Below are 21,293 nucleotides of genomic sequence, written 5' to 3'. Positions count from 1 at the left end.
TAAAGTTATTACAACAATAAGGGGAGAATGTGATGTTAAATAAGGAAGTCAGGGGTAAACTTGAGAAAATTGTGGGACGGGAAAACCTGTTGGATTCGCAGCAGGATTTAATTGTCTATTCATACGATGCGACACCCGATTATCAGGCTCTTCCTGATGCGGTGATCAAGCCTCGGCATAAAGAGGATGTAGCGGAAATCGTGAAAGTGTGCAACGAATATAAAGTGCCTGTTGTTCCAAGAGGATCGGCAACGAATTTGTGTGCCGGCACGACTCCTCTTGAAGGCGGTCTTGTGATGCTCTTTAATTATATGAAAGATATTATTGAAATTGATGAAGAAAACCTTACAGTGACTGTCCAGCCCGGAGTCATTACACTGGATATGATAAAAGCGGTCGAAGAAAAAGGTCTGTTTTATCCGCCGGATCCTTCTTCTATGAAGATTTCAACTATCGGCGGAAATATTAATGAATGTTCAGGCGGTCTAAGGGGGCTGAAATATGGTGTCACCCGTGATTATGTGATTGGGATCGAATTCGTGATGCCAGATGGAAGTATCGTAAAAACCGGTGGTAAGCTGGCCAAAGACGTGGCCGGCTATGATTTAACCCGATTGATGGTAGGTTCAGAAGGGACGCTGGGAATTATCACTGAAGCGACTTTGAAACTTATCCCGGTCCCTGAAACTAAAAAGACGATGCTTGCTTTATATGACAGTTTGGAAGCAGCCGGAAACACCGTTTCAAAAATTATTTCAAACAGAATCATCCCAGCCACTCTTGAATTTTTGGACCAGCCTACAATTCAGGTGGTCGAGGATTTTGCCAATATAGGTCTGCCGACTGAAGCAGGTGCTATCCTGCTCATTGAACAAGACGGACCAGAGGAAGTAGTAGAAAGGGACATTCAGAGGATGGCGGAAATTTGTGAAGAAACAAATGCGCTTTCTGTACAAATAGCTCAATCTCCGGAAGAAGGCGAGGCTCTGACTTCTGCCAGAAGATCTGCCTTGTCGGCTCTGGCAAGGTTAAAACCTACTACTATTTTAGAAGATGCGACAGTACCGCGGTCAAAAATTGCAGAAATGGTTAAAGCCATTGAAGAGATAGCGGATAAATATAACGTTAAAATTTGCACATTTGGGCATGCCGGGGATGGAAACCTTCATCCGACATGTATGACTGATGCGAGAAACCGAGATGAAATGCAGCGTGTGGAACAGGCCTTTGAAGATATTTTCGCAAAAGCAATTGATATGGGTGGCACAATTACCGGGGAGCATGGAGTTGGTGTCATGAAATCCCCATATCTTTCCTGGAAAGTAGGAGAAGCTGGGGTAGAAGCGATGCGCGCCATAAAACAGGCCTTTGACCCAAACAACATCATGAACCCTGGCAAAGTGTTTGCAAAGGATGCACGTAAACGGGTGGTGGTACAGAGATGAGTGTAGAAGATAGTAAGCGGAAGACCCAAATTGTTCAGGACTTCCAGTCAAAAATGGATTATGATGAGCTGTTAAATTGTATGAGGTGCGGCTTTTGCCTGCCTTCATGTCCGACGTATATTGAAACAGGAGGGGATGAGGCGGCCTCCCCAAGGGGAAGAATCGCTCTTATGAAAGCTGTAGTGGACGGCAAAATGGAGCCTGATAAAGATTTTGAAGATCAATTAAGCCTCTGTTTAGGGTGCAGGGCCTGTGAGCCGGCCTGTCCATCAGGTGTTAAATACGGCCACCTCCTTGAAGAAGCACGTGATATTCTTCAAGCAAAGAAGAAGCATTCTCTACCTGTGAAATTTGTAAGAAGGTTCTTTTTTGATCAGGTTTTCCCTCATCAGAACAGAATGAGGACCCTCAACAGCCTGATGTGGTTCTACCAGAAGAGCGGCGTACAAAAGCTGGCGAGAGCGACAAATATGACGAGAATAGCAGGGAAAAACATGAGTACAATGGAAAAAGTGCTGCCCGCTATTCCATCTCCTTTAAAAATGAAGAACCGGCCGGAGCATATAGAAGCGGAAGGCGCAGTGAAAAAGAAAGTGGCTTTCTTTTCCGGCTGTCTAATGGATACGGTGTTTATGGAGACCAACGATGCCACTCTTTATTTATTAAAGAAAGCTAATTGCGAAGTAGTTATTCCGCAAACACAGAACTGCTGCGGGGCGTTGCATGCCCACAGTGGAGAGAAAGATACTGCAAAAGAACTCGCTAAGAAAAACATCGAAGCGTTTGAAGAAGGGGATTTTGATTATATCATTTCTAATGCTGGAGGCTGTGGAGCCCTTCTCGTGGAATATGACTATTTACTAAAAGAAGAACCTGTTTGGAAAGATAGAGCAAAAGCCTTTTCGGATAAAGTAATGGATATTACTGAAATACTGTATGATGCCGGACTCCCTGAAATGGAGCTTGACCCGCAGGTAGTGACTTATCAGGATTCGTGTCATTTAAGGAATGTGATGAGGACGGCAGCTGCACCGAGAAAGCTTCTGCAATCGATTAAAGGTGTCACCTATATGGAAATGAAAGAAGCTGACCAGTGCTGCGGATCAGCAGGTACCTATAATATTATTGAACAGGAAATGTCGATGCAGATTTTAGACCATAAGATGGCTAATGTAGAGAAGACAGAAGCGGCAACTATAGTAACAGCCAATCCAGGCTGCCTGCTCCAAATGAAAGCAGGAGTTGAAAGAGAGGGGAAACGTGACAGCATGAGGGCGGTTCATATCGTGGACTTGCTTGCTGAAGCGGTAAAATACGGAGAAAAGTCTTTACAAAAAGCTTAACAGGAAACGACCTCACAAAAAAAAGAAAAAGGCTCTCACCAAATCGGTGAGAGCCTTTCTTTTTAACCAGGTTTAGTCCCGGCATTTTATTTAGAACGTGACTTTAGTTTTTTTTCAGCCTCCGCCAGGTCGTCCTGTATGCTTTTATCCCACATTTTGACCTTTACGTTATACGCCGAGCGCGCAATCATAAATGCGGCAACAGGAGCAGTCAGAAATACAAAAACGATGGTTAACAGAAGTTTTCCGACAAATAGACCGTGATAAAAGAGAAAGTAGAGAAAAACTCCGAGTATAATCGTAATAACTCCCAGTGTGGCACTTTTAGTGGCAGCGTGAAGCCGGCCGTAGACGTCAGGCAAACGGACTATCCCAATAGAGCCAAGTACGCTTAAACCGCCTCCCATTAAAAGCAAAATGCTAATGACGATCTCTGTCAAGAACCACACCCCCTTCAATGAACTTCGCAATAGCTACCGATCCTATAAATGCAAGAATTCCAAGGACCAGTACAACTTCCGTATAAGCGACTGTATCCTGGACCAGCAGCAATATAGCGGTAAAGCCAATTAAGTTAATTCCGATTGTATCCAATGCGACCAGGCGGTCTGACATACTGGGACCGAGAATGGCACGCACGGTACAGACCAGTATGGAGAGAGCCATTAATATTAAGACGATAAGAGCCACTGTAGTTAACATTAATGAGTCACCTCCATAATTGCTTTCTCAAAAGATTCGTGAATTTCTTTTATTGCCTTTTCCTTATCAGGGACGTGAATGGAATGCACGTACAATGTTCTGCCATCTTCAGAAAAATTCATAGTCAAAGTTCCAGGTGTGAGGGAAATCAGGTTGGCAAGTAAAGTTACTTCCCAGTCAGTCCGTAATTTTGTAGGAACCGCAATGATTCCCGGCTGGATATCCATTTTAGGACTAAGAACAATTTTTATCATATCGATGTTCGATAAAATAAGTTTGTAGAAAAACAGCAAAATCAGTTTGATAAAAGCCGCAATTCGGCGGAAATAAAAATCAAAATGAAGAAAACGCCTTAATACAAACAAAAGGCCGAGCCCTACGATGTAACCAATTATAAACTCTAAGATGGTGTATTCAGCTCTTAACAGCATCCAGATCAGAGCTAATCCGATGTTTAATAAAATTTGAAAGGCCATGGCAACTACTCCTTATTAAGCACAGAATTAATATATTCGGATGGATCCATGAGCTGCTCAGCAAGTTCTAAAGAAAACTGCATAAATGGTTCCGCAGCCACCCCTAACAGAATAGTTAAAGCGACGAGCGGAAGGATAGGGATCAGTAATGACCCAACCTTTTTATCCTTCGCCTGAGGGTCAGGCATTTTTACTTCTCCCCAGAACGAGGTCATAAATATTTTCATCATTGAAAACAGGGTTAACACGCCAGTAGCTAAACTGACAGCAATGACGAAATAATTTCCGGCATCAAAACCAGCTATAATTAAAGCAAATTTACCAAAAAATCCGCTTAATGGCGGAATTCCCGCTAATGACAGGGCAGTAATCAGGAAAAGCCAACCCACGTAAGGGTGTGTTTTAAGCAAACCGCTCATCTGTTTCAGATGGGAGGTGCCGGTAATTTTTTCCGCTACGCCTGCAAACAGGAACAGGGCTGATTTAACGATAATGTTATGGGCAAGAAAGTAGAATGTCCCTGCAATAGCCAAAGGAGTGAAGATTCCTACACCCATAATCATATAGCCGACCTGACTGACAATATGAACAGCTAGAATCCGTTTGAAATCAAACTGGGATACTGCTCCAAGTACTCCAATAAACATTGTCAGCCCGCCGAAAATTAACAAAATTTGAAAGACAGTCTGATCATGCGGGAAGATAAGTGTATACGTCCGCATAATTGTGTATACCCCTACTTTAGTCAATAACCCCCCGAATAACGCAGCGATAGCCGCCGGCGGAGCAAAATAGGAATGGGGAAGCCAGTAATAAAGCGGGAAAATAGCACTTTTAGTTCCGAATACAAACAGGAATAATACAGCGATGACAGAGATTACACCTGTCTGTTCCAGTTCGCCGATTTTAACGGCCAGGTCAGCCATATTTAACGTGCCTGTCACTCCGTATATATAGGCAATGGCAGCGACAAAAAACATGGATGAGACAGTATTAATTATAACGTATTTTAAGGATTCACGAAGCTGATACTGCTTGCTTCCCATAGAAATCAGAATAAAGGAAGAAATAAGCATTACTTCAAAAAAGACGAACAGGTTAAATAAATCCCCTGTTAAAAAGGAACCGTTGACCCCGACCATCAGGAACAGGAAAAACGGATGGAAATAGTTTCTTTCCCTCTCAGCCGAAAAAGTCTGGTATGCGAAAAACAAGCAGACAAGTGCGAGAAGACTCGACAGGGCCACCAGTGAACTTGACAGCAAATCCGCTACAAGGACAATTCCGAACGGGGCAGGCCAGTCCCCTAATTCGGTAGTCTGAATACCTTCTGTATAAACCATATACGTCAGGTATGCAGATACAGCAATCATCAGTCCGACACTGATGACACTCACTGTACGTTGAACACTTTTAGAGTCCTTGAAGAAGATTAGTATGACACCCATGAGTAATGGTATGAGTATTGGCAGAATGACTAAATTATTCATCTTCAGTTCCCCTTAATTCATCTAAGTTATCTGTTTTGTGTGCTTTGTATGTCCGATAGGCCAGAACGAGCATAAAAGCAGTGATACCGAATCCAATAACAATTGCTGTCAGAATCAGTGCCTGCGGCAGCGGATCGGTATAGGCAGACGCCTCTTCTCCCAATAAAGGAGGAGCTCCCTGTTTAAGACCTGACAAAGTCAGAAAGAGTAAGTGAGCTCCGTGTGACAAAATAACAACCCCAATGATAACTCTGAGCATACTTTTAGAAAGTATCATATACGTTGCCACAGTAAAGAGGACGCCGACTGTTAAGATCATTAAAATTTCCATCAGCTATCATCCTCCGCAACTGTAAGAATTACGAGCAGTGTAAATCCAACTACGACCAGATAAATCCCGAGGTCGAAGGGAAGGGCCGATGCAGCGTGTGTTTCTCCCAAAAGAGGGATATGATAATACTCATCAAACTGTGTGAGAAACGGAAAGCCGAAAAGCATCCCTACAATCCCGGTAAGAATCGCAATGAGCAGACCGGCCCCGATTATTTTCGAATAATTAAACGGAATCACGCGTTTAATAGTTTTTAAATCAAAACTTAAATAGAGCAGGACGAGGGCGGCAGCAGTCATCAGCCCTCCGATAAATCCTCCCCCTGGATTATTATGGCCTGCAAAGAAAAGGAAGACAGAGAAAGCCAGAATGATAAACGCAACGATTCGGGTTATGACATGCAGTTGAACCGGTGTATTCTTCATACGTCTTCCCCTTTCTTGGCTTTAAATTTAATTAAGACAACAACGGCGAGACCGACAATCCCGAGAACAAGTACTTCCAGTAAGGTATCGAGTCCACGGAAGTCAACTAGAATAACGTTTACGATGTTATTCCCGCCGGCCAGCGCATAAGCATTCTCAACGAAATAATCTGATATTGGACTAATTGGGTTTTCATAGCTCAATGCATGCGCACTCAGTGCAGTTAATGTCACTACAAGCCCTACACCAATTGAAATCACAAGATTTGTAAGCCTGAAAGCAGGTTTAAACGTTTCTTTCTTTAATTCAGGCAGATGATAGAAAACAAGCAGGAACAGAACAACCATGACTGTTTCCACTAGCAGCTGCGTCAAAGCAAGGTCAGGCGCTCTGAAAACTACGAAAAGCAAAGCAACGAGAAAACCTATAACACCCATTAGTACAATAGCAGAAATACGGCTTGAGACAAAAGGAATGACCACTGTGGCAAGTACAAGTGACAATGTAATAATGTACATGTAAATGGAAATGTCCGCTGTATTAGCCATATCGACAGCTAAAGCGCCTGTATTCCAGAGCATATATCCCATTCCAAGAACGAGAAAGGTGAACATATAAGTGAAATAGTCTCTTAACCGTCCGGTCATCTGTACATCATTAACTACAGTAGAACCTTTTATTAAACCTACAAGCCCACTGTCATAGAACCAGTTGAGCGGATCTCTTTCTTTGAGATAAAAGGTTGTTTCCTGCCATTTTCGCAGATTCAGGAAAATCATAGACCCAAAGAACACCACTCCCATAGTCATAAACAATTCTGTATTGAGGCCGTGCCAATGATAAATGTTTACATAGAATTGTTCACCTGGCTCGAGCAGTCCAGGTAATATAGATTGCATGGCAGGGTCTATAATAGTATACGCTAATAAATTCGGGAAAAAGCCGAATATAATTACTAACGAAGCGAGAATAACAGGGGAAATAAGCATTCCTGCAGGCGCTTCGTGAGCTTCTTTTTCAAGCCTTTCAGGATGATGCTTCCCGGTAAATGTCTTAAAGAGCATAATCATGCAGTAAACAAACGTAAAGATACTTGCTATCCAGGCGACAGCAGGAAAGATAACACCGAGAGTCTGGACATTAAAAATATCTAACGTTGTGCTGTTAAGTGTTCCTGTGAAGAACATCTCTTTACTTAAGAAACCGTTAAATGGCGGTAAACCGGCCATTGACGCTATACCAATTAAAGAAATAGTGAAAGTAACCGGCATAATAGTCATGAGGCCGCCAAGTTTGCGGATGTCCCTTGTTCCTGTTTCATGGTCAATGATTCCGACTACCATAAACAAACTTCCTTTAAAGGTAGCATGGTTAATAAGATGCAGCACGGCTGCCAGCACTGCGACAGTGTAAAGGGACTGTCCATCCACCACATCGAAGTGAACAGCAGCGGAACCTAAACCGAGCAGGCTCATGATTAAACCAAGTTGACTCACGGTAGAAAAAGCAAGTATTCCTTTTAAGTCTTTTTGTCTTACAGCAGAGACTGACCCCCACAGTAATGTGAAAAGACCAAAACCCGTTATGATCCAAAACCATTCAGGCGCACCGCCGAAGACCGGGGTGAACCGGGCTACTAAATAAATCCCTGCTTTTACCATCGTGGCAGAGTGTAAATAAGCACTTACAGGTGTAGGAGCTTCCATCGCATCCGGCAGCCAGATATGGAATGGGAATTGAGCGGATTTAGTAAAGGCTCCCAGTAAGATTAAAATCATAGCAGGCAAAAATAGCGGACTGGTAACTATCGCATCGCCATAAGTAATAATCTCACGGATACTGAATGTGCCTGTCATCATATAAAGCAAAGAAAAACCAGCAAGCATAGCAAAACCGCCTGTAACCGTAATCAGCATGGATTTCTGAGCTCCGTAGCGGGATTTTTCTTTATGGAACCAGTATGCGATTAACAAGGATGAAGCCAGGCTTGTTAATTCCCAGAAAACATAGATGACAATGAGGTTATCGGATAGGACGACGCCTAACATCGCACCCATAAACATCATCAAATATACGTAGAAATTGTTTAAAGGCTCTTCTTTCTTATTAGCTATATAATAAATGGAATATAGCACCACCAATGTTCCGATACCGGTGATTAAAAGAGCAAATAGTAAACTTAAACCATCCAGAAAGACTGTAAAGTGAATATCTAATGATGGCACCCATGGAACAGATCTTTCCACTGTTTCCATTGGGCCTCCTCCAAGAGGTAAATACTGAATGAGATAAATAAACAGGATAAGCGGCAATGGTAAAATAAACCATCCTGTATGAATATGACGAAATTTAAAATAAAAGAAAGGGATAAAGATCGCCATTATAAATGGAGCTAAAGCTACTAAGTGAAGCGTTGACAAGTGATTAACCTCCTTTTATATCTGGTTATGAAACAGGGCGTTTGCTGATTTTTTTCACATGCACAAATATTCATCCAGTCCCGTGTATGAAACCAAATAAAATTATAATATAAAATAGCTACCCTTGCATCCTTTAGGCGAAACGCGTCCTGGTTTTATTTTGAATACTTAAATATGAAGGAACTAAACAAAATGCGTAAAAAATTTTTTTTAATCTGTATAACGTCTGCCTGTAAACGGGTGACCACTCTCTTCTAAAGCTTATTACGTGTTTTATAAAAGGTATAAAAAAAAAGCATCCGTACCAACCTGTTAGTAAGAAAGGAGGCTGGGCGGATGAAAAATAAAACAAAGTACGTAATTCTATCAAGTATCTTTCTTGTTATATTTGCAGGAGGCGCTGCCGGCCATGTTATTGTGACAAAGGAGATCGTTGAAAGGCAGACCATTAAGGAAGATTTCAGAGGAGCGGGGGCTCAAACCTTTACAGAAGGCCGCAGGTTCCAACCGCGCCAGTATATTAAGGTTATATCTGAAAAAGGAAGAGAGCAGAGTGATTGAAATCTATAACCTGCAATCATCCTGCTCTATAAATCGATCTTTTTGTTATATATGGAGCGGCGGTCTATTTCCATCTCTATTAAAAGAAGGAAATCACTTGCTAAATTTAAAGTTTTTGCCTTTTCATATGTTTCTACCAGCAAATCATCCGACAAATCACTTAATGCTCCGTACCTTTTCATTAATATTACCTCCTCTTAATAAACGCGACTTCGTTTTTTATAACCAGGGTCTGTTAAAGGTGAGAGTTTTTTATGATACACTCGTTTACCGGCAAGTCATGCTTTTATAGATTCGCAGTATGTATTTATATTTAATAGGATGACTTTAATAGTTGAATAGATATTACCATGATCTGTAAACCATCTCAAATTCTGTTTTATCCACATTTGTGGTGGGTATTCTGTGGATATACTGTTTATATATGATGTTTTTTAATGGCAGGTAAGAAGGGAAAATGTGAATAAACTTATCCACATTTTGAAGGAGTGTAAGTTTCTGTCGAAATTTATTTGCCGATTTTCTTGTACTGTTTGAAATCATTGATAAAATACAGGTATTATAAGGTAGGAATCTAAGCTAACTGCTTTAAAGAAATGAGGGACATGTGTGTTAAAACAATTTATTCCTGATCAATATGTTCAATCAGTTTATGATATCTCTATTGAAGAATTGAAAGAGAAAGGAGTTAAGGGGATTATAACCGACCTTGATAATACCCTTGTGGAATGGGATAGAGCTGAAGCTACAAAAGAGCTGACTGCATGGTTTAAGAAACTGAGGGATCATGATTTTCAAATTGTGATTGTATCGAATAATAATGAGGCAAGGGTTAAAAAGTTCGCTTCCCCTCATAACATCACTTTTATTTACAGGGCAAGGAAGCCGTCGAGCCGGGCTTTTAAAACAGCCTGTAACTTAATGAATTTAAAAAGAGAAGAAACGGTAGTGGTGGGAGACCAGCTGCTGACAGATATTCTTGGGGGGAACCGTGGAGGTTTTCAAACGATCCTGGTCGTTCCCGTAGCCGAGAATGATGGGTTTTTTACTAAATTTAACCGAAGGATAGAACGCCGGGTGTTTCAGGCAATGAAGAGAAAGGGGTTAATTGAATGGGAGAAATCGGACGGGAGCAGCTGATCTGCTCAGGTTGCGGAGTAAAGATTCAAACAGAGAACAAAGGGGAATTGGGCTATGCGCCTCCTTCTTCCTTAAGCAGAGAAGTAATTATCTGCCAGAGATGCTACAGATTGAAACATTATAATGAAGTGCAGGACGTCTCATTAACAGATGATGATTTTCTGAAAATATTAACTGAATTAGGGAAAAAAGAGGCATTGATCGTAAAAATAGTTGATATATTTGATTTTGAAGGCAGCTGGCTGCCGGGTTTACATCGTTTCGCAGGGAAAAACCCGGTACTTCTTGTTGGAAATAAAGCGGACCTCTTGCCGAAATCAGTGAAAAGCTCCAAAGTGATTCAATGGATGAAAAAAGCAGCTAAAGATTATGGTTTAAAACCAGCAGATGTTCATTTAATGAGTGCTAAAACAGGAGATTCCATTATGGAGGTCGCCAACCTTATTGAAGAGCACAGAGATGGACGGGATGTGTATGTAGTTGGGAGTACGAATACCGGAAAATCAAGCTTTATCAACCGTTTATTAAAGGAATTCGGTGCTGAGGAAGATATGTTAATTACGACATCCAACATCCCTGGCACAACTTTGGATATGATCGATGTACCGCTTGATGACGGATCTTTTCTTTACGACACTCCAGGAATAATTAATCACCACCAAATAGCCCATTTACTGGATAAAAACGAATTAAAAGTGATTTCCCCTAAAAAAGAGGTGAAACCAAAAGTTTTTCAGCTTAATGAGGCTCAAACATTATTTTTTGGCGGTCTAGGGCGTGTTGACTTTAAAAGCGGCGAACCTCAGTCATTTATAGTGTATATGTCAAATGATCTGACTATCCACCGTACCAAAACGGAAAAAGCAGCTGAGCTGTACGAACAGCATCTTGGAGATATGCTGTCCCCGCCTTTTGAAAAAAACAAAGAGAGCTTTCCTGAACTTGTGAAAAAAGAATGGAAGGTTGAACCGGGTAAATATGATCTTATTTTTTCCGGGCTTGGATGGGTGACAATCAGCGGGTCAGGAAGTGTGATTCGGACATTTGCTCCTAAAGGTGTTAACGTAAATATAAGACCGTCCATATTTTAAAAAACGGAACACTTAAACGGGAAACTAAAATACAGTTTAATTAGGAAGGGATAACAGTGAAGCAAATATACGGAGTCATAGGAAACCCTGTTGGTCACAGTCTTTCGCCGGATATGCATGAAGAAGCATTTCGGGAATTAAATATAAATGCTTCTTACCATGCTTTCTTAGTTCCTGATAACCGTTTGCAGCAAGCGGTTGACGGAATAAGAGGGCTCGGGATAAGAGGCGTAAACGTGACGCTTCCTCATAAAGTAGAGGTTATGAATTTTTTAGATGAAATCCATCCGTTAGCTGAAGAAATTGGCGCTGTTAATACCATTGTTAATGAAAATGGAAAGCTTACCGGATATAATACTGATGGTGAGGGATACGTGCATGGTTTAATGCCGATCCTGCCGAAAGAATTAAAGAATATACGGGCTTTAATAATTGGCGCAGGAGGTGCTGCTAAAGCAGTTGCCGTTACTCTGGCTAAATACAATATTCATGGACTTGTCATTGCTAACAGGACTGTGGAAAAAGCTCATGAGCTGGCAAAGGCATGTGAAGGCTGGACGGACTCGTCTGCTATTAATTTAGGCAGAGCTCAGGCGAGGCTAACTGAATTTGATTTAATTATTAATACAACCTCCATAGGAATGAGCCCGGATACAGGAAAAATGCCGCTATCTCTTGAAACCCTTTCTGAAGGGACCGTAGTCAGTGATTTAATTTATACGCCGGCCAAAACGAGGTGGCTTCAGGATGCTGAAGCCCGGGGAGCAATTATTCAAAACGGCCTGGATATGTTTATAAACCAGGGCGCACTGGCATTTGAAAAATGGACGGGCCAGGAAGCGCCGAGGGAAATCATGAAAAAGAAAGTTATAGGAAAACTGGGAGGTAAATAATGCTTACTGGAAAACAAAAACGCTTTTTAAGAAGTGAAGCACATCATTTAAAACCGATTTTTCAAGTTGGAAAAGCCGGAGTCAATCCGAATCTTATTAAACAAGTCAATGATGCTCTTGAAGCAAGAGAGTTGATTAAAGTGAGTATTCTTCAAAACTGTGCGGAAGATAAAGATGACGCCGCCCATGAAATTGCCTCAGGGGCAAAAGCTGATGTGGTACAAGTCATTGGCAATACTATTATTTTATATAAAGAATCGGAAGAAAATAAAAAGATAGAGCTTCCTGATTAATCTGGGGGTTATTATGAAGAAAGTTGGTCTGCTGGGGGGCACTTTTGACCCTCCGCATCTTGGACATTTGATTATGGCTGAGGAAGCCAGATTAAATAAAAAGCTTGATGAAATCTGGTGGTTGCCGAATCATATTCCTCCACATAAAAAGCTGGCGTCCGGCATTTCTGATCAAGACCGGATAAAGCTTGTTGACAAGGTGACAGAACTGCATCCGGCATACAGGCTTTGCACATTAGAAATGGACAGGTCAGGTCCCTCTTATACGGTTGACACCGTCAGGCTTCTTCAAAAGGAATACGCTAATTTACAATTTCATTTTATTATGGGTGGAGACAGTTTAAATAATTTCCACAAGTGGTATAAATATGACCAATTAAAAGAAATGATCCCTTTTATTGTTATCTCACGGCCGGGCTTTTTAATATCTGATGCAGAAACACCTTCCCGCATGACTGTTCTGGATGATGTCAGTGTAGAGTTATCCTCAACTTATATCAGAAAGACTTTAAAAGAAGGGTCCGTTAACCGGTTTGTGTTACCGGAAGGAGTTTACGAGTATATAAAGGAGAATCATTTATATGAATGAAGCGCAGGCATTTGAAATCGTCCGTAAGGCTTTAAAGCCGCGGAGGTTCGAGCATACAGAACGTGTGGTATCAGAAGCTTCCAAGTTAGCTGAAAGATTTGGCGGAAACTTGGAGAAAATAAGGCTTGCAGCTATCCTGCATGATTATGCGAAATACCGTTCTTATGATGAAATGAGATCGACTGTGTTAAATAACAGGCATCTGCCGAACAGACTTCTTGAATACGGTAATGAACTGCTTCATTCTTTTGTTGGTGCCGTGTATGTTCAGGAAGAATTGAAAGTTGATGACGATATTATATTATCTGCAATCCGGTATCATACGACTGGAAGAGCAGGCATGACCTTAGAAGAAAAGATCGTTTTTCTTGCTGATTATATTGAACCTGGAAGAACCTTTCCTGAAGCGGGTCAAGTAAGAGAAACAGCTGAAGCCGATTTGGATAAAGGCTGTCTTGAAGCTTTGAGAAATACGATTGTTTTTCTTTCAAAAAAGTCATTGCCTGTGTATCCGGACACGTTTGAAGCTTATAATGAGTTTGCAATAAATTTGAGAGCATATGGAGGGTAATATTTTATGGAACCGAAAGATAAACTGGACCTTGCTGTAAGAGCAGCTGATGATAAAAATGCCCATCAAATCACTGCACTGAACATGAAGGAAGTTTCCCTGATGGCTGATTACTTTGTGATCTGTCATGGTAATTCAGAGACCCAGGTGGAAGCAATTGCAAGAGAAGTAAAAGACCGTGCTAATATTGCAGGACTTGATGTAAAAAGACTTGAAGGTCTGGAAGATGCCAGATGGGTTCTGATTGACCTGAATGATGTCATTGTGCACGTTTTTCATAAAGATGAGAGACCGTATTATAACCTGGAAAAACTTTGGGGAGACGCTCCTGTGATGGAGCTTGAAAAGATTATCCAGCCGTAAGGCGTGATGCTGAATTAAGAAAGAGAGTGATGAAATGACCCTTGAGCACTTTGCGTCCCTGTATGATGCTCTTATGGAAGATGCGCCTTATGAATCCTGGATAACCTATGCCAGCAGGCATTTAAAAGAAGGCGGAGACGTAGTGGATGTAGCCTGCGGGACAGGAACGTTTACACTCATGCTGGCAGAGCATGGTTTTAATATGGCAGGAGCGGATCTATCCCAGGATATGCTGACAGTGGCTGAAGATAAAGTCCGCCAAAGTTCGCAGACTGTCCCTTTATATTTACAGGATATGCGTGAGTTGAGCGGTTTTACTGAATTGGACGGCGTTACTTTATTCTGTGACGGCATCAATTATCTTAATAAGGAAGAAGATGTAAAGAGAACCTTCCGAAAAATTGCCCTCGCTTTAAAGCCGGGAGGGGTTTTTCTGTTTGATGCCCACTCTCCTTATAAAATGGAACATATTTTTGACAATCAGCTTTATGGGGAAAATGAAGAATCATTATCATACATGTGGTTTTGTGAACCGGAAGATGAACCTTTGAGTGTCCGCCATTCGCTTACTTTTTTTATGAAAAATAAAGAAGGCACTTATGAACGCCTCGATGAAGAACATTACCAGCGAACGTTCCTTCCCAGGGAATATTTATTCTGGCTGAAAGAAGCAGGTTTTGATTATATAGAAATAACCGGCAGATTCGGCGAAGAAGAACTTAAAGATGACGACGACAGAGTATTCTTTAAAGCTGTAAAAAAGTAGTTAGCAATTTTAATAAGGTGAGGTATAATAAAAGAAGCTGGCTCAGACCAGCTTCTTTTATTTTCGCATTTTCTTCTGAATGCCTTTACGGTCTTCCTGATACTTCTTTTCTGTTTCCCTGAACAGCTTGTGAAACATATCCCCTGTTTCTTTGTTTAATACTTTTAAACCTACTCCGGTTACACCTCCTGGTACGGTAACTCTTTTTTGTAAAGAAGACAAATCAAAATATTTTTGCTTCATCAGTTCTCCGTATCCAATAAGCATTGATTCCGCAATAGCGGTGGCAGTTTTCTCATCGATGTTTCTCTCTTCGACAGCCCCTTTAATCATCCGCTCCACAAGAAAACTTATAAACGCAGGACCGCAGCTGGCTATATCGGAAGCCACCCGTGTAACAGAAGGATCTATTAACACAGGTGTTGATATGGTTGAGAATAAGTGTGTCAAATCATTACGCATACCTTCTGTGCATCTTTCACTGAATGTGAGCAAAGAAGGTCCGGAAAGAGACAGATTTACAATACTTGGAATGAATCTGGCGACCGGAATTTCTGAATTATTAACAAGTAGTTCTGTTTCTTCTACTTGTAAAGGACTGGTAATAGTAATAATAACCTGGCCTGGCTTGATGTGAGCCGATAACTCATCCAGCACGGTCACCATTTCCAATGGTTTAGTGCATATAAACAGCCATTCGGCCTCTTTAACAATTGACAAAGCATCCTGATGAATGTGTATACCCCTGTATTTCTCCTGGAGCGCCTTTGCTTTATGAAGACTGCGGTTTGTCACATGGAAATAATCTTCTGGTGCCCCTGCTTTTATAAATGCTTCAATTAACAGGCTCCCCATGCTTCCTGTACCAATAAATCCTAATTTTTTCACACTATCACTCCTTATAGTCCATCTTTAAAAGATATGAATTAAAAGATATTTAATGATAAGAAAGGGGGAAAAAGATGAATGTTCTTAAAGACCGGCTTCCTCAAAAAGGGATATTCATGATTATCGGAGGTGCAGTCTCAGTTACCTTATTTCTAATTTTCTTTTTACCGGCGGGTGAAAAGGGAGAAAGTGAGGCGGAGCATGTGGTGTTTCCATGGGAAGAGGAAACAGGTGAAGAGGAGGTTTCTGATAGTCAGATTGCTTTTAAGCAGGAGACCTTCATAGTTGACATAAAAGGGGAAGTTGTAAACACAGGAATATATACCGTGGAAGAAGGTGAAAGGGTGCAGGATGCGATCTTAAAAGCTGGCGGGTTCACAGGAAATGCAAATGATAAACTAATTAATTTAGCAGAACGCTGTTATGACGAGATGGTTATTTACGTGCCGTCTATGGATGAAGAATATGAAAATATCCTGTCTTCAAGTCCTGCACAGACGGGGCTCCCTTCTCAACAGGAAGGTATTTTAATTAACTCAGCATCTGCTGAAGAACTGACTGCACTGCCGGGAATCGGTCCTGCTAAAGCTGACGCCATTATAAACTACAGAGATGAAAACGGACCATTTAAGAGTGGGGAGGAGTTAAAGGAAGTGCCGGGCATAGGCGAAAAAACATTGGAAAATATCGTTGATAAAATAATTATCAGATAAAATGGTTAAGGGACGTTGACGCCAGCACTGCAACTTGTCTACACTTGTTAAAGACCTGAGGCGTGTCTTTAAAATTAATAATCCAGGAGGTTTTAACATAATGGAAAGAATTTCATGGCATCAGTATTTTATGGCACAGAGCCATCTGCTTGCTTTAAGGAGCACCTGTACGAGGTTAATGGTAGGAGCCACTATAGTCAGAGATAAACGGATCATCGCCGGGGGTTATAATGGGTCTATTTCGGGTGGTAAACACTGTATTGATGAAGGGTGTTTTTTAATTGATAATCATTGTGTACGGACGATCCACGCTGAAATAAATGCGTTGCTTCAGTGTGCCAAATTCGGCGTGCCTGCCGAAGGGGCAGAAATTTATGTTACCCATTTCCCATGTTTAAATTGCTGTAAATCTATCATTCAGGCAGGGATTAAGAAAGTATATTACGCTGAAGATTATAAAAATCACGATTTTGCAGTGGAACTTTTTGAGCAGGCTGGTGTGGCCGTGGAACAAGTGGAGCTGGAGGAAATGATTCTCGATACAAAAAACAGAGAAAAGCTCTCTTTTACAGCCCGGTTATTAAAACAGCTGGAGGAACGGGGAGCGGAGAACGAAGAAATAGCCAAATTAAAGGAAGAGGCAAATCGTCTTTACACATCTTCTACATAACAAAGGGGGAAGGCAGCAAGCTTTCCCTGTCTCCTTCCCTTAAAACTGTTTTCAGGAGGCAGTCATGAAACCAAGGTTCTATTGCATCGTTTATTTTGCTGTAAGCGGATTGGCATTCTCACTCCTAGGCCTGAATTTCTGGTCCATTACTTTTATTATCTTCGGTTTTCTCCCTCACTTAAAGTATCTTACCCATAGACAGACAGGCTGGACACTGGCTATATATTTTCTTACAGCCCTCTTATTTTTCACTTACGGGTGTATGTATACAAGTAAAATCGATACGAATCTGACAGGACTCGAAACAAAGTTTCAAGGAGTTATTAAGTCAGTTCCCAGGCTGACTTCCTCAGAATTAAACTGGTCATTTCAGGTGAAATTGGATACTGGAGAATATATTCAAGTCTATCTGCCTGATGATATGGATTCTTTTGCACCTTCCCTTTATGAGACATGCTACTTTAAAGGCAGGCTTGAGCAGCCGTCCCCTCGTAAAAATCCCTACATATTTGACTACAAAAAATATATATACGAGCAAAAAATTCATTGGCTTGTGAAGGTTCCGTCCTCTCATTTTTATTGTGAAGAGCCGAAAGTGCAGCTGTTAGAAAACCTGGGCAGCTGGCGAAGCCGTAAGATCGCCCGTATGGCTCAAGAAGATGAGAAAGAAATTGCAGCTTTAATGACAGCTCTCGTTTTCGGAGACAGATCCTTTATAGATAAGGAAAAAATTGATTTTTATCGCCGGTTCGGTATATTGCACCTTCTCGCTGTTTCAGGCCTTCATGTAGGCCTTATTACTTTTGCTGCTTACTATCTGTTATACAGAGCAGGTTTTACAAGGGAAACAGCAGGTACAATTGTGTTATTGCTGCTGCCTGTTTATAGTGTGATTGCAGGAGGAGCACCTTCTGTTATTCGTGCCTCCCTAATGTGTATGTTAGTTATACTTTCGTTCAAGATGAAAGTGAAAATATCAGTTCTCGATATTATTTCTGCTGTGTGCCTGGCGTTATTAATTTATAATCCGCTTTATTTATTTCACTTAGGCTTTCAGCTTTCCTTTCTCACCACTTTCTCTCTTCTGCTGTCTAAATCTATGTTTACTGGCAGTTCCCGTGTGATTCTCCTGGCTAAAACTTCCACTATCGCCCAAATGATTTCTTTTCCACTGACTCTTTATCATTTTTATGAGTTTCCTGTACTTTTTCTGCCCATGAATTTGCTGTTTATTCCGTTTATATCTTTTTGGATTTTACCCCTCTCATTTTTAACGGTGCTCTTTCAGCCAGTTTCCGGGAGAATATCGGATTTGCTGCTGTCTATGGGTTCTGCAAGTTTTCATTTGATTGACAGGCTTACTATGTATTTTTCAGAAATATCCTGGACTGTTGCCGTCTTAGGGCAGCCTTCTGACTCTATGCTCTGGTTAATGATAATAACAGTCGTTATAAGCCTTCTGCTGTTTGAAAGTCAGCGGATAAGCTTAAGAGTAATGGGAGGCAGTCTGTTAGCCGGGATCGTCTTTCTGCAGGCTTTTATGCCATACTTTAAAGAGGAAGGGTCTGTAACTATGCTTGATGTCGGTCAGGGGGATGCTTTTGTAATTGAGTTGCCGTATAGAAAGGGGGTTTATCTGATCGATACAGGAGGCATCCTGCCTTGGGACAATGGGCAAACGCTTAACAGGAATGAATCGACAGGGCCTGGGATGTATGTTATTGAACCTTTTTTAAAGGCAAAAGGAATTAAAAGAATTGACAAGCTTATTCTTACACACGGGCATTTTGACCACATTGGTGAAACATGTTATCTGACTGATAAATTTACGATAGGAGAGGCTTATTATCCGAAAGCGCAATCGATACCTGAGGAAGCCGGTAATAGCCTTGAATGCCTGGCGGAAGAACGAATACCTCTTAAATTTGCCGAAAAGGGAATGGGGTGGACAGAAGGAAAAGACTGGTTTTATATTCTTCATCCTGAAGGCGATGAGGATAAGGAAAATGACCGGTCAATTGTCATTTTGGCATCCATTAACAACGTCACATTATTATTTACAGGAGATCTGGAAGAAGAAGGAGAGAACAGGCTTTTAAGGAATTTTCCAAACTTAAAAGCAGACATCTTAAAAGTTGCTCACCACGGCAGTTTATCTTCATCACAGGAGGAGTTTCTTGCACAGCTGAGCCCGCAAGCCGGCTTGATTTCCGCAGGAGAGAACAATCGTTACGGCCATCCCCATACTGAGGTTACAAATTTGATGGACAGTAAAGAAATACTTACTTTCAGAACCGATAAACACGGAGCGGTGACGGTGAAATTAAAGGGTGGCAATTATACAATTACTCCTTTTTTATTGGAAGAGCAGTAAGAGGCACTTTAAATTTTATTAAGAGCTTAACGTAAAAAATCCTGTTTGGAAAACAAAATAAAAAACACACCCTTAAAATAGAGTGTGCTGTTTATAGGTTTTATGTAGCCGGGAAACTTATGTTAAAAGATCAATTACCTGGGCGATAATGAAAATCGTTGCAAAGAAACCGAAAACAACTACGAATCCTACCGCACTGTCAATAAAATCATTTCTTTTTGTCTGGACATCTTTTTCGAATTCGTTCATTCTTTATCCCTCCTGTCACTTAAATAGTATAGTCGATTCCTAAAAAAAAATCCAGATATGAAATTAAGTCAGTATGTTAATTTAACCAAGGAAAATGTGTTTCACATTTCCTAATAGTTGTCACCTATATAATTAGCTGGCATAGGATAAGATATCATTACAAAAGAATGTAAGTTGATTATCGTCACCGGTGATTATCCTAGGTGTTTCACCGGAGGCGTTTATCATAAATGGGGAGCGGTTTTATAACCGTTTCCCTTTTTCCTTTCCTCTTGCCGGTATGGTAAAATATATTGAAGAAAGTAAGAGGAGGAGAGCCAGCCGTGTCTTATGTCCAAATGTTAAAAGAGTTAAATAAAGGGGAATTATCTCCTTTGTATTTATTATACGGATCAGAAACATACTTAATTGAAGATATTTTAAACAGGATCGTTTCCAAAGCATTATCTCCTGAAGAACAGGAATTTAATTTATCGCGTTTTGATATGAATGAACATCCCGTGGATCTGGCTGTTGAGGAAGCATACACGTTTCCTTTCATGGGAGGGCGCCGTGTTGTCTTACTTAAGGATGCGTACTTTTTTTCCACGCAAAAACAAACGGATAAAGTGGAGCATAATCTAAAAGCACTGCTCGCTTACATAGAAGAACCTGCTATGGAAACAACAATGATTGTACACGCGCCTTACGAAAAACTTGATGAAAGAAAAAAACTTGTTAAAACCCTTAAAAAACAAGGTAAGGTTATGGAAGGAAGGCCGTTGGAAGAAAGGGAGCTGCGGCAGTGGATTACTGAAAAGGCAGCAGAATACGACGTGCAGTTTGACCAGGAGGCACAGAACAGTCTTCTTATTTTAACCGGTGCAGACTTAATGGTAATGGCTTCTGAAATTAACAAGCTTGCGATTTACGTTGGCGAGGGAGAGACAATTCAAAAAAAGCATGTAGAAGACCTTGTCGCCAGGTCGCTTGAGCAGGATATATTCAGCCTTGTAGATGCTGTCGTAAAAGCCCGGGTTCCTCAAGCGTTAAAAATTTATAAGGACCTTCTTAAACAGAAGGAAGCGCCTCTTAAAATAATGGCTTTAATGGTCAGACAGTTTCGTATTCTTTACCAGGTAAAACAGCTTAGTAAACAAGGGTACAGTGAGAAAGTCATGGCCTCCCAGCTGAAACTTCACCCTTATGCAGTCAAGCTGGCAGCAAGGCAGGTTCAGCGTTTCAGGGAGGATGAATTACTGCAGTTAATTAATCAGCTGGCGGATCTGGATTACCGTATAAAAACAGGCCAGATTAATGATCAGTTAGGAGTTGAGCTTTTTCTGCTTAAAAGGCAATCAGGGAGAAAGCAGCCGATTTAGATATGGGAATCCCGCCCTATGGCAAACAGAGAGTCTGGGACAAAAAATAATAACCATCAAAGAAATCCGAACAAGTAGCCGGTATTTGAACTTTCCTTATCTTCTGACAGAGGGCAGTTCACTTACCGTATTGTTCGGA

The 21,293-nt window shown here is 41.1% G+C and carries 25 protein-coding genes; 15 read left to right on the top strand and 10 right to left on the bottom strand.

Annotated elements, in window-relative coordinates:
* The first annotated feature begins 32 nt into the window (after positions 1–32).
* A complete protein-coding gene (gene glcD / locus BMW59_RS04485; RefSeq protein ID WP_093047926.1) occupies positions 33–1,445 on the top strand; it encodes a glycolate oxidase subunit GlcD in 1,413 nt (470 codons plus the stop codon).
* On the top strand, positions 1,442–2,788 hold the full coding sequence (locus tag BMW59_RS04480; RefSeq protein WP_093047924.1) for a (Fe-S)-binding protein: 1,347 nt from the start codon (positions 1,442–1,444) through the stop codon (positions 2,786–2,788). Before glcD ends, BMW59_RS04480 begins: the two co-directional genes overlap by 4 nt.
* An 86-nt stretch (positions 2,789–2,874) precedes the next feature.
* Here BMW59_RS04480 and mnhG read toward each other — a convergent pair whose 3' ends face one another.
* From mnhG to BMW59_RS04445, 7 genes are read right to left on the bottom strand one after another with little or no spacing between them, the layout of a single operon-like run.
* Positions 2,875–3,228 (bottom strand): monovalent cation/H(+) antiporter subunit G, encoded by a 354-nt coding sequence (gene mnhG, locus BMW59_RS04475; protein WP_093047922.1) that lies wholly within the window; start codon positions 3,226–3,228, stop codon positions 2,875–2,877.
* Positions 3,209–3,490, bottom strand: a complete 282-nt coding sequence (locus tag BMW59_RS04470) for a Na(+)/H(+) antiporter subunit F1 (protein ID WP_093047919.1) — start codon at positions 3,488–3,490, stop codon at positions 3,209–3,211. Before BMW59_RS04470 ends, mnhG begins: the two co-directional genes overlap by 20 nt.
* Positions 3,490–3,966 (bottom strand): Na+/H+ antiporter subunit E, encoded by a 477-nt coding sequence (locus BMW59_RS04465; protein ID WP_093047916.1) that lies wholly within the window; start codon positions 3,964–3,966, stop codon positions 3,490–3,492. The genes BMW59_RS04470 and BMW59_RS04465 overlap by 1 nt, the downstream gene beginning before the upstream one ends.
* 5 nt (positions 3,967–3,971) lie before the next feature.
* A complete protein-coding gene (locus BMW59_RS04460) occupies positions 3,972–5,456 on the bottom strand; it encodes a Na+/H+ antiporter subunit D (protein WP_093047914.1) in 1,485 nt (494 codons plus the stop codon).
* Positions 5,449–5,787 carry a Na(+)/H(+) antiporter subunit C gene (locus BMW59_RS04455; RefSeq protein WP_093047912.1) on the bottom strand — a complete coding sequence of 113 codons (339 nt, stop codon included), beginning with the start codon at positions 5,785–5,787 and terminating at the stop codon, positions 5,449–5,451. Before BMW59_RS04455 ends, BMW59_RS04460 begins: the two co-directional genes overlap by 8 nt.
* Entirely contained in the window at positions 5,787–6,212 is a 426-nt protein-coding gene (locus tag BMW59_RS04450) for a Na(+)/H(+) antiporter subunit B (RefSeq protein WP_093047910.1), read from the bottom strand. The genes BMW59_RS04455 and BMW59_RS04450 overlap by 1 nt, the downstream gene beginning before the upstream one ends.
* A complete protein-coding gene (locus BMW59_RS04445) occupies positions 6,209–8,632 on the bottom strand; it encodes a Na+/H+ antiporter subunit A (RefSeq protein WP_093047908.1) in 2,424 nt (807 codons plus the stop codon). Before BMW59_RS04445 ends, BMW59_RS04450 begins: the two co-directional genes overlap by 4 nt.
* Positions 8,633–8,968: 336 nt before the next feature.
* Between BMW59_RS04445 and BMW59_RS04440 the strand changes: the two genes are divergently transcribed.
* Positions 8,969–9,193 (top strand): hypothetical protein, encoded by a 225-nt coding sequence (locus BMW59_RS04440; RefSeq protein WP_093047906.1) that lies wholly within the window; start codon positions 8,969–8,971, stop codon positions 9,191–9,193.
* Between the two features lie 26 nt (positions 9,194–9,219).
* Here BMW59_RS04440 and sda read toward each other — a convergent pair whose 3' ends face one another.
* Complete coding sequence (gene sda / locus BMW59_RS04435; protein WP_093047904.1) at positions 9,220–9,375, bottom strand: sporulation histidine kinase inhibitor Sda; 156 nt, start codon at positions 9,373–9,375, stop codon at positions 9,220–9,222.
* A gap of 427 nt (positions 9,376–9,802) precedes the next feature.
* Between sda and BMW59_RS04430 the strand changes: the two genes are divergently transcribed.
* The 8 genes from BMW59_RS04430 to BMW59_RS04395 are packed head-to-tail and all read left to right on the top strand — an operon-like array spanning position 9,803 to position 14,899.
* On the top strand, positions 9,803–10,333 hold the full coding sequence (locus BMW59_RS04430; RefSeq protein WP_093047902.1) for a YqeG family HAD IIIA-type phosphatase: 531 nt from the start codon (positions 9,803–9,805) through the stop codon (positions 10,331–10,333).
* On the top strand, positions 10,306–11,424 hold the full coding sequence (yqeH, locus tag BMW59_RS04425) for a ribosome biogenesis GTPase YqeH (protein WP_177174179.1): 1,119 nt from the start codon (positions 10,306–10,308) through the stop codon (positions 11,422–11,424). Before BMW59_RS04430 ends, yqeH begins: the two co-directional genes overlap by 28 nt.
* A 56-nt stretch (positions 11,425–11,480) precedes the next feature.
* Entirely contained in the window at positions 11,481–12,317 is an 837-nt protein-coding gene (gene aroE / locus BMW59_RS04420) for a shikimate dehydrogenase (RefSeq protein WP_093047900.1), read from the top strand.
* Positions 12,317–12,610, top strand: coding sequence for a ribosome assembly RNA-binding protein YhbY (gene yhbY, locus BMW59_RS04415; RefSeq protein WP_093047898.1), 294 nt, complete (start codon positions 12,317–12,319; stop codon positions 12,608–12,610). The genes aroE and yhbY overlap by 1 nt, the downstream gene beginning before the upstream one ends.
* 13 nt (positions 12,611–12,623) lie before the next feature.
* Entirely contained in the window at positions 12,624–13,199 is a 576-nt protein-coding gene (locus BMW59_RS04410) for a nicotinate-nucleotide adenylyltransferase (RefSeq protein ID WP_093047896.1), read from the top strand.
* A complete protein-coding gene (gene yqeK / locus BMW59_RS04405; protein ID WP_093047894.1) occupies positions 13,192–13,770 on the top strand; it encodes a bis(5'-nucleosyl)-tetraphosphatase (symmetrical) YqeK in 579 nt (192 codons plus the stop codon). The genes BMW59_RS04410 and yqeK overlap by 8 nt, the downstream gene beginning before the upstream one ends.
* 6 nt (positions 13,771–13,776) lie before the next feature.
* A complete protein-coding gene (rsfS, locus tag BMW59_RS04400; protein ID WP_093047892.1) occupies positions 13,777–14,133 on the top strand; it encodes a ribosome silencing factor in 357 nt (118 codons plus the stop codon).
* Between the two features lie 34 nt (positions 14,134–14,167).
* On the top strand, positions 14,168–14,899 hold the full coding sequence (locus BMW59_RS04395) for a class I SAM-dependent DNA methyltransferase (protein WP_093047890.1): 732 nt from the start codon (positions 14,168–14,170) through the stop codon (positions 14,897–14,899).
* A gap of 57 nt (positions 14,900–14,956) precedes the next feature.
* On the opposite strand, the gene comER is transcribed toward BMW59_RS04395, so the two are convergent.
* Positions 14,957–15,787 (bottom strand): late competence protein ComER, encoded by an 831-nt coding sequence (comER, locus tag BMW59_RS04390; RefSeq protein ID WP_093047888.1) that lies wholly within the window; start codon positions 15,785–15,787, stop codon positions 14,957–14,959.
* A gap of 74 nt (positions 15,788–15,861) precedes the next feature.
* On the opposite strand from comER, the gene BMW59_RS04385 reads away from it, so the two are divergent.
* From BMW59_RS04385 to BMW59_RS04375, 3 genes are all read left to right on the top strand, one after another.
* Positions 15,862–16,500 carry a helix-hairpin-helix domain-containing protein gene (locus BMW59_RS04385; protein ID WP_093047886.1) on the top strand — a complete coding sequence of 213 codons (639 nt, stop codon included), beginning with the start codon at positions 15,862–15,864 and terminating at the stop codon, positions 16,498–16,500.
* A 100-nt stretch (positions 16,501–16,600) separates the two neighbouring features.
* Positions 16,601–17,170, top strand: a complete 570-nt coding sequence (locus tag BMW59_RS04380) for a ComE operon protein 2 (RefSeq protein WP_093047884.1) — start codon at positions 16,601–16,603, stop codon at positions 17,168–17,170.
* Between the two features lie 64 nt (positions 17,171–17,234).
* The gene (locus BMW59_RS04375) at positions 17,235–19,544 is read left to right on the top strand and encodes a DNA internalization-related competence protein ComEC/Rec2 (RefSeq protein ID WP_093047882.1); all 2,310 of its coding nucleotides are present in this window, start codon (positions 17,235–17,237) and stop codon (positions 19,542–19,544) included.
* Between the two features lie 117 nt (positions 19,545–19,661).
* Here BMW59_RS04375 and BMW59_RS04370 read toward each other — a convergent pair whose 3' ends face one another.
* Positions 19,662–19,793, bottom strand: coding sequence for a YqzM family protein (locus BMW59_RS04370; RefSeq protein WP_093047881.1), 132 nt, complete (start codon positions 19,791–19,793; stop codon positions 19,662–19,664).
* A gap of 338 nt (positions 19,794–20,131) precedes the next feature.
* Here BMW59_RS04370 and holA point away from each other — a divergent pair, with 338 nt between their 5' ends.
* Positions 20,132–21,154 (top strand): DNA polymerase III subunit delta, encoded by a 1,023-nt coding sequence (gene holA / locus BMW59_RS04365; protein ID WP_245732945.1) that lies wholly within the window; start codon positions 20,132–20,134, stop codon positions 21,152–21,154.
* The last annotated feature ends 139 nt before the right edge of the window (positions 21,155–21,293 follow it).

The organism is Salipaludibacillus aurantiacus, from assembly GCF_900111295.1.
Taxonomy (GTDB): Bacteria; Bacillota; Bacilli; order Bacillales; family Salisediminibacteriaceae; genus Salipaludibacillus; species Salipaludibacillus aurantiacus.
This window is presented reverse-complemented; position numbering and strand designations above follow the sequence as displayed.

Coding starts and splice junctions, on each gene's coding strand:
- glcD (WP_093047926.1), top strand. CDS start 33: ATGTTAAATAAGGAAGTCAGGGGTAAACTTGAGAAAATTGTGGGACGG.
- BMW59_RS04480 (WP_093047924.1), top strand. CDS start 1,442: ATGAGTGTAGAAGATAGTAAGCGGAAGACCCAAATTGTTCAGGACTTC.
- BMW59_RS04470 (WP_093047919.1), bottom strand. CDS start 3,490: ATGTTAACTACAGTGGCTCTTATCGTCTTAATATTAATGGCTCTCTCC.
- BMW59_RS04465 (WP_093047916.1), bottom strand. CDS start 3,966: ATGGCCTTTCAAATTTTATTAAACATCGGATTAGCTCTGATCTGGATG.
- BMW59_RS04460 (WP_093047914.1), bottom strand. CDS start 5,456: ATGAATAATTTAGTCATTCTGCCAATACTCATACCATTACTCATGGGT.
- BMW59_RS04455 (WP_093047912.1), bottom strand. CDS start 5,787: ATGGAAATTTTAATGATCTTAACAGTCGGCGTCCTCTTTACTGTGGCA.
- BMW59_RS04450 (WP_093047910.1), bottom strand. CDS start 6,212: ATGAAGAATACACCGGTTCAACTGCATGTCATAACCCGAATCGTTGCG.
- BMW59_RS04440 (WP_093047906.1), top strand. CDS start 8,969: ATGAAAAATAAAACAAAGTACGTAATTCTATCAAGTATCTTTCTTGTT.
- sda (WP_093047904.1), bottom strand. CDS start 9,375: ATGAAAAGGTACGGAGCATTAAGTGATTTGTCGGATGATTTGCTGGTA.
- yqeH (WP_177174179.1), top strand. CDS start 10,306: ATGGGAGAAATCGGACGGGAGCAGCTGATCTGCTCAGGTTGCGGAGTA.
- yhbY (WP_093047898.1), top strand. CDS start 12,317: ATGCTTACTGGAAAACAAAAACGCTTTTTAAGAAGTGAAGCACATCAT.
- BMW59_RS04410 (WP_093047896.1), top strand. CDS start 12,624: ATGAAGAAAGTTGGTCTGCTGGGGGGCACTTTTGACCCTCCGCATCTT.
- yqeK (WP_093047894.1), top strand. CDS start 13,192: ATGAATGAAGCGCAGGCATTTGAAATCGTCCGTAAGGCTTTAAAGCCG.
- rsfS (WP_093047892.1), top strand. CDS start 13,777: ATGGAACCGAAAGATAAACTGGACCTTGCTGTAAGAGCAGCTGATGAT.
- BMW59_RS04395 (WP_093047890.1), top strand. CDS start 14,168: ATGACCCTTGAGCACTTTGCGTCCCTGTATGATGCTCTTATGGAAGAT.
- BMW59_RS04385 (WP_093047886.1), top strand. CDS start 15,862: ATGAATGTTCTTAAAGACCGGCTTCCTCAAAAAGGGATATTCATGATT.
- BMW59_RS04380 (WP_093047884.1), top strand. CDS start 16,601: ATGGAAAGAATTTCATGGCATCAGTATTTTATGGCACAGAGCCATCTG.
- BMW59_RS04375 (WP_093047882.1), top strand. CDS start 17,235: ATGAAACCAAGGTTCTATTGCATCGTTTATTTTGCTGTAAGCGGATTG.
- BMW59_RS04370 (WP_093047881.1), bottom strand. CDS start 19,793: ATGAACGAATTCGAAAAAGATGTCCAGACAAAAAGAAATGATTTTATT.
- holA (WP_245732945.1), top strand. CDS start 20,132: ATGTTAAAAGAGTTAAATAAAGGGGAATTATCTCCTTTGTATTTATTA.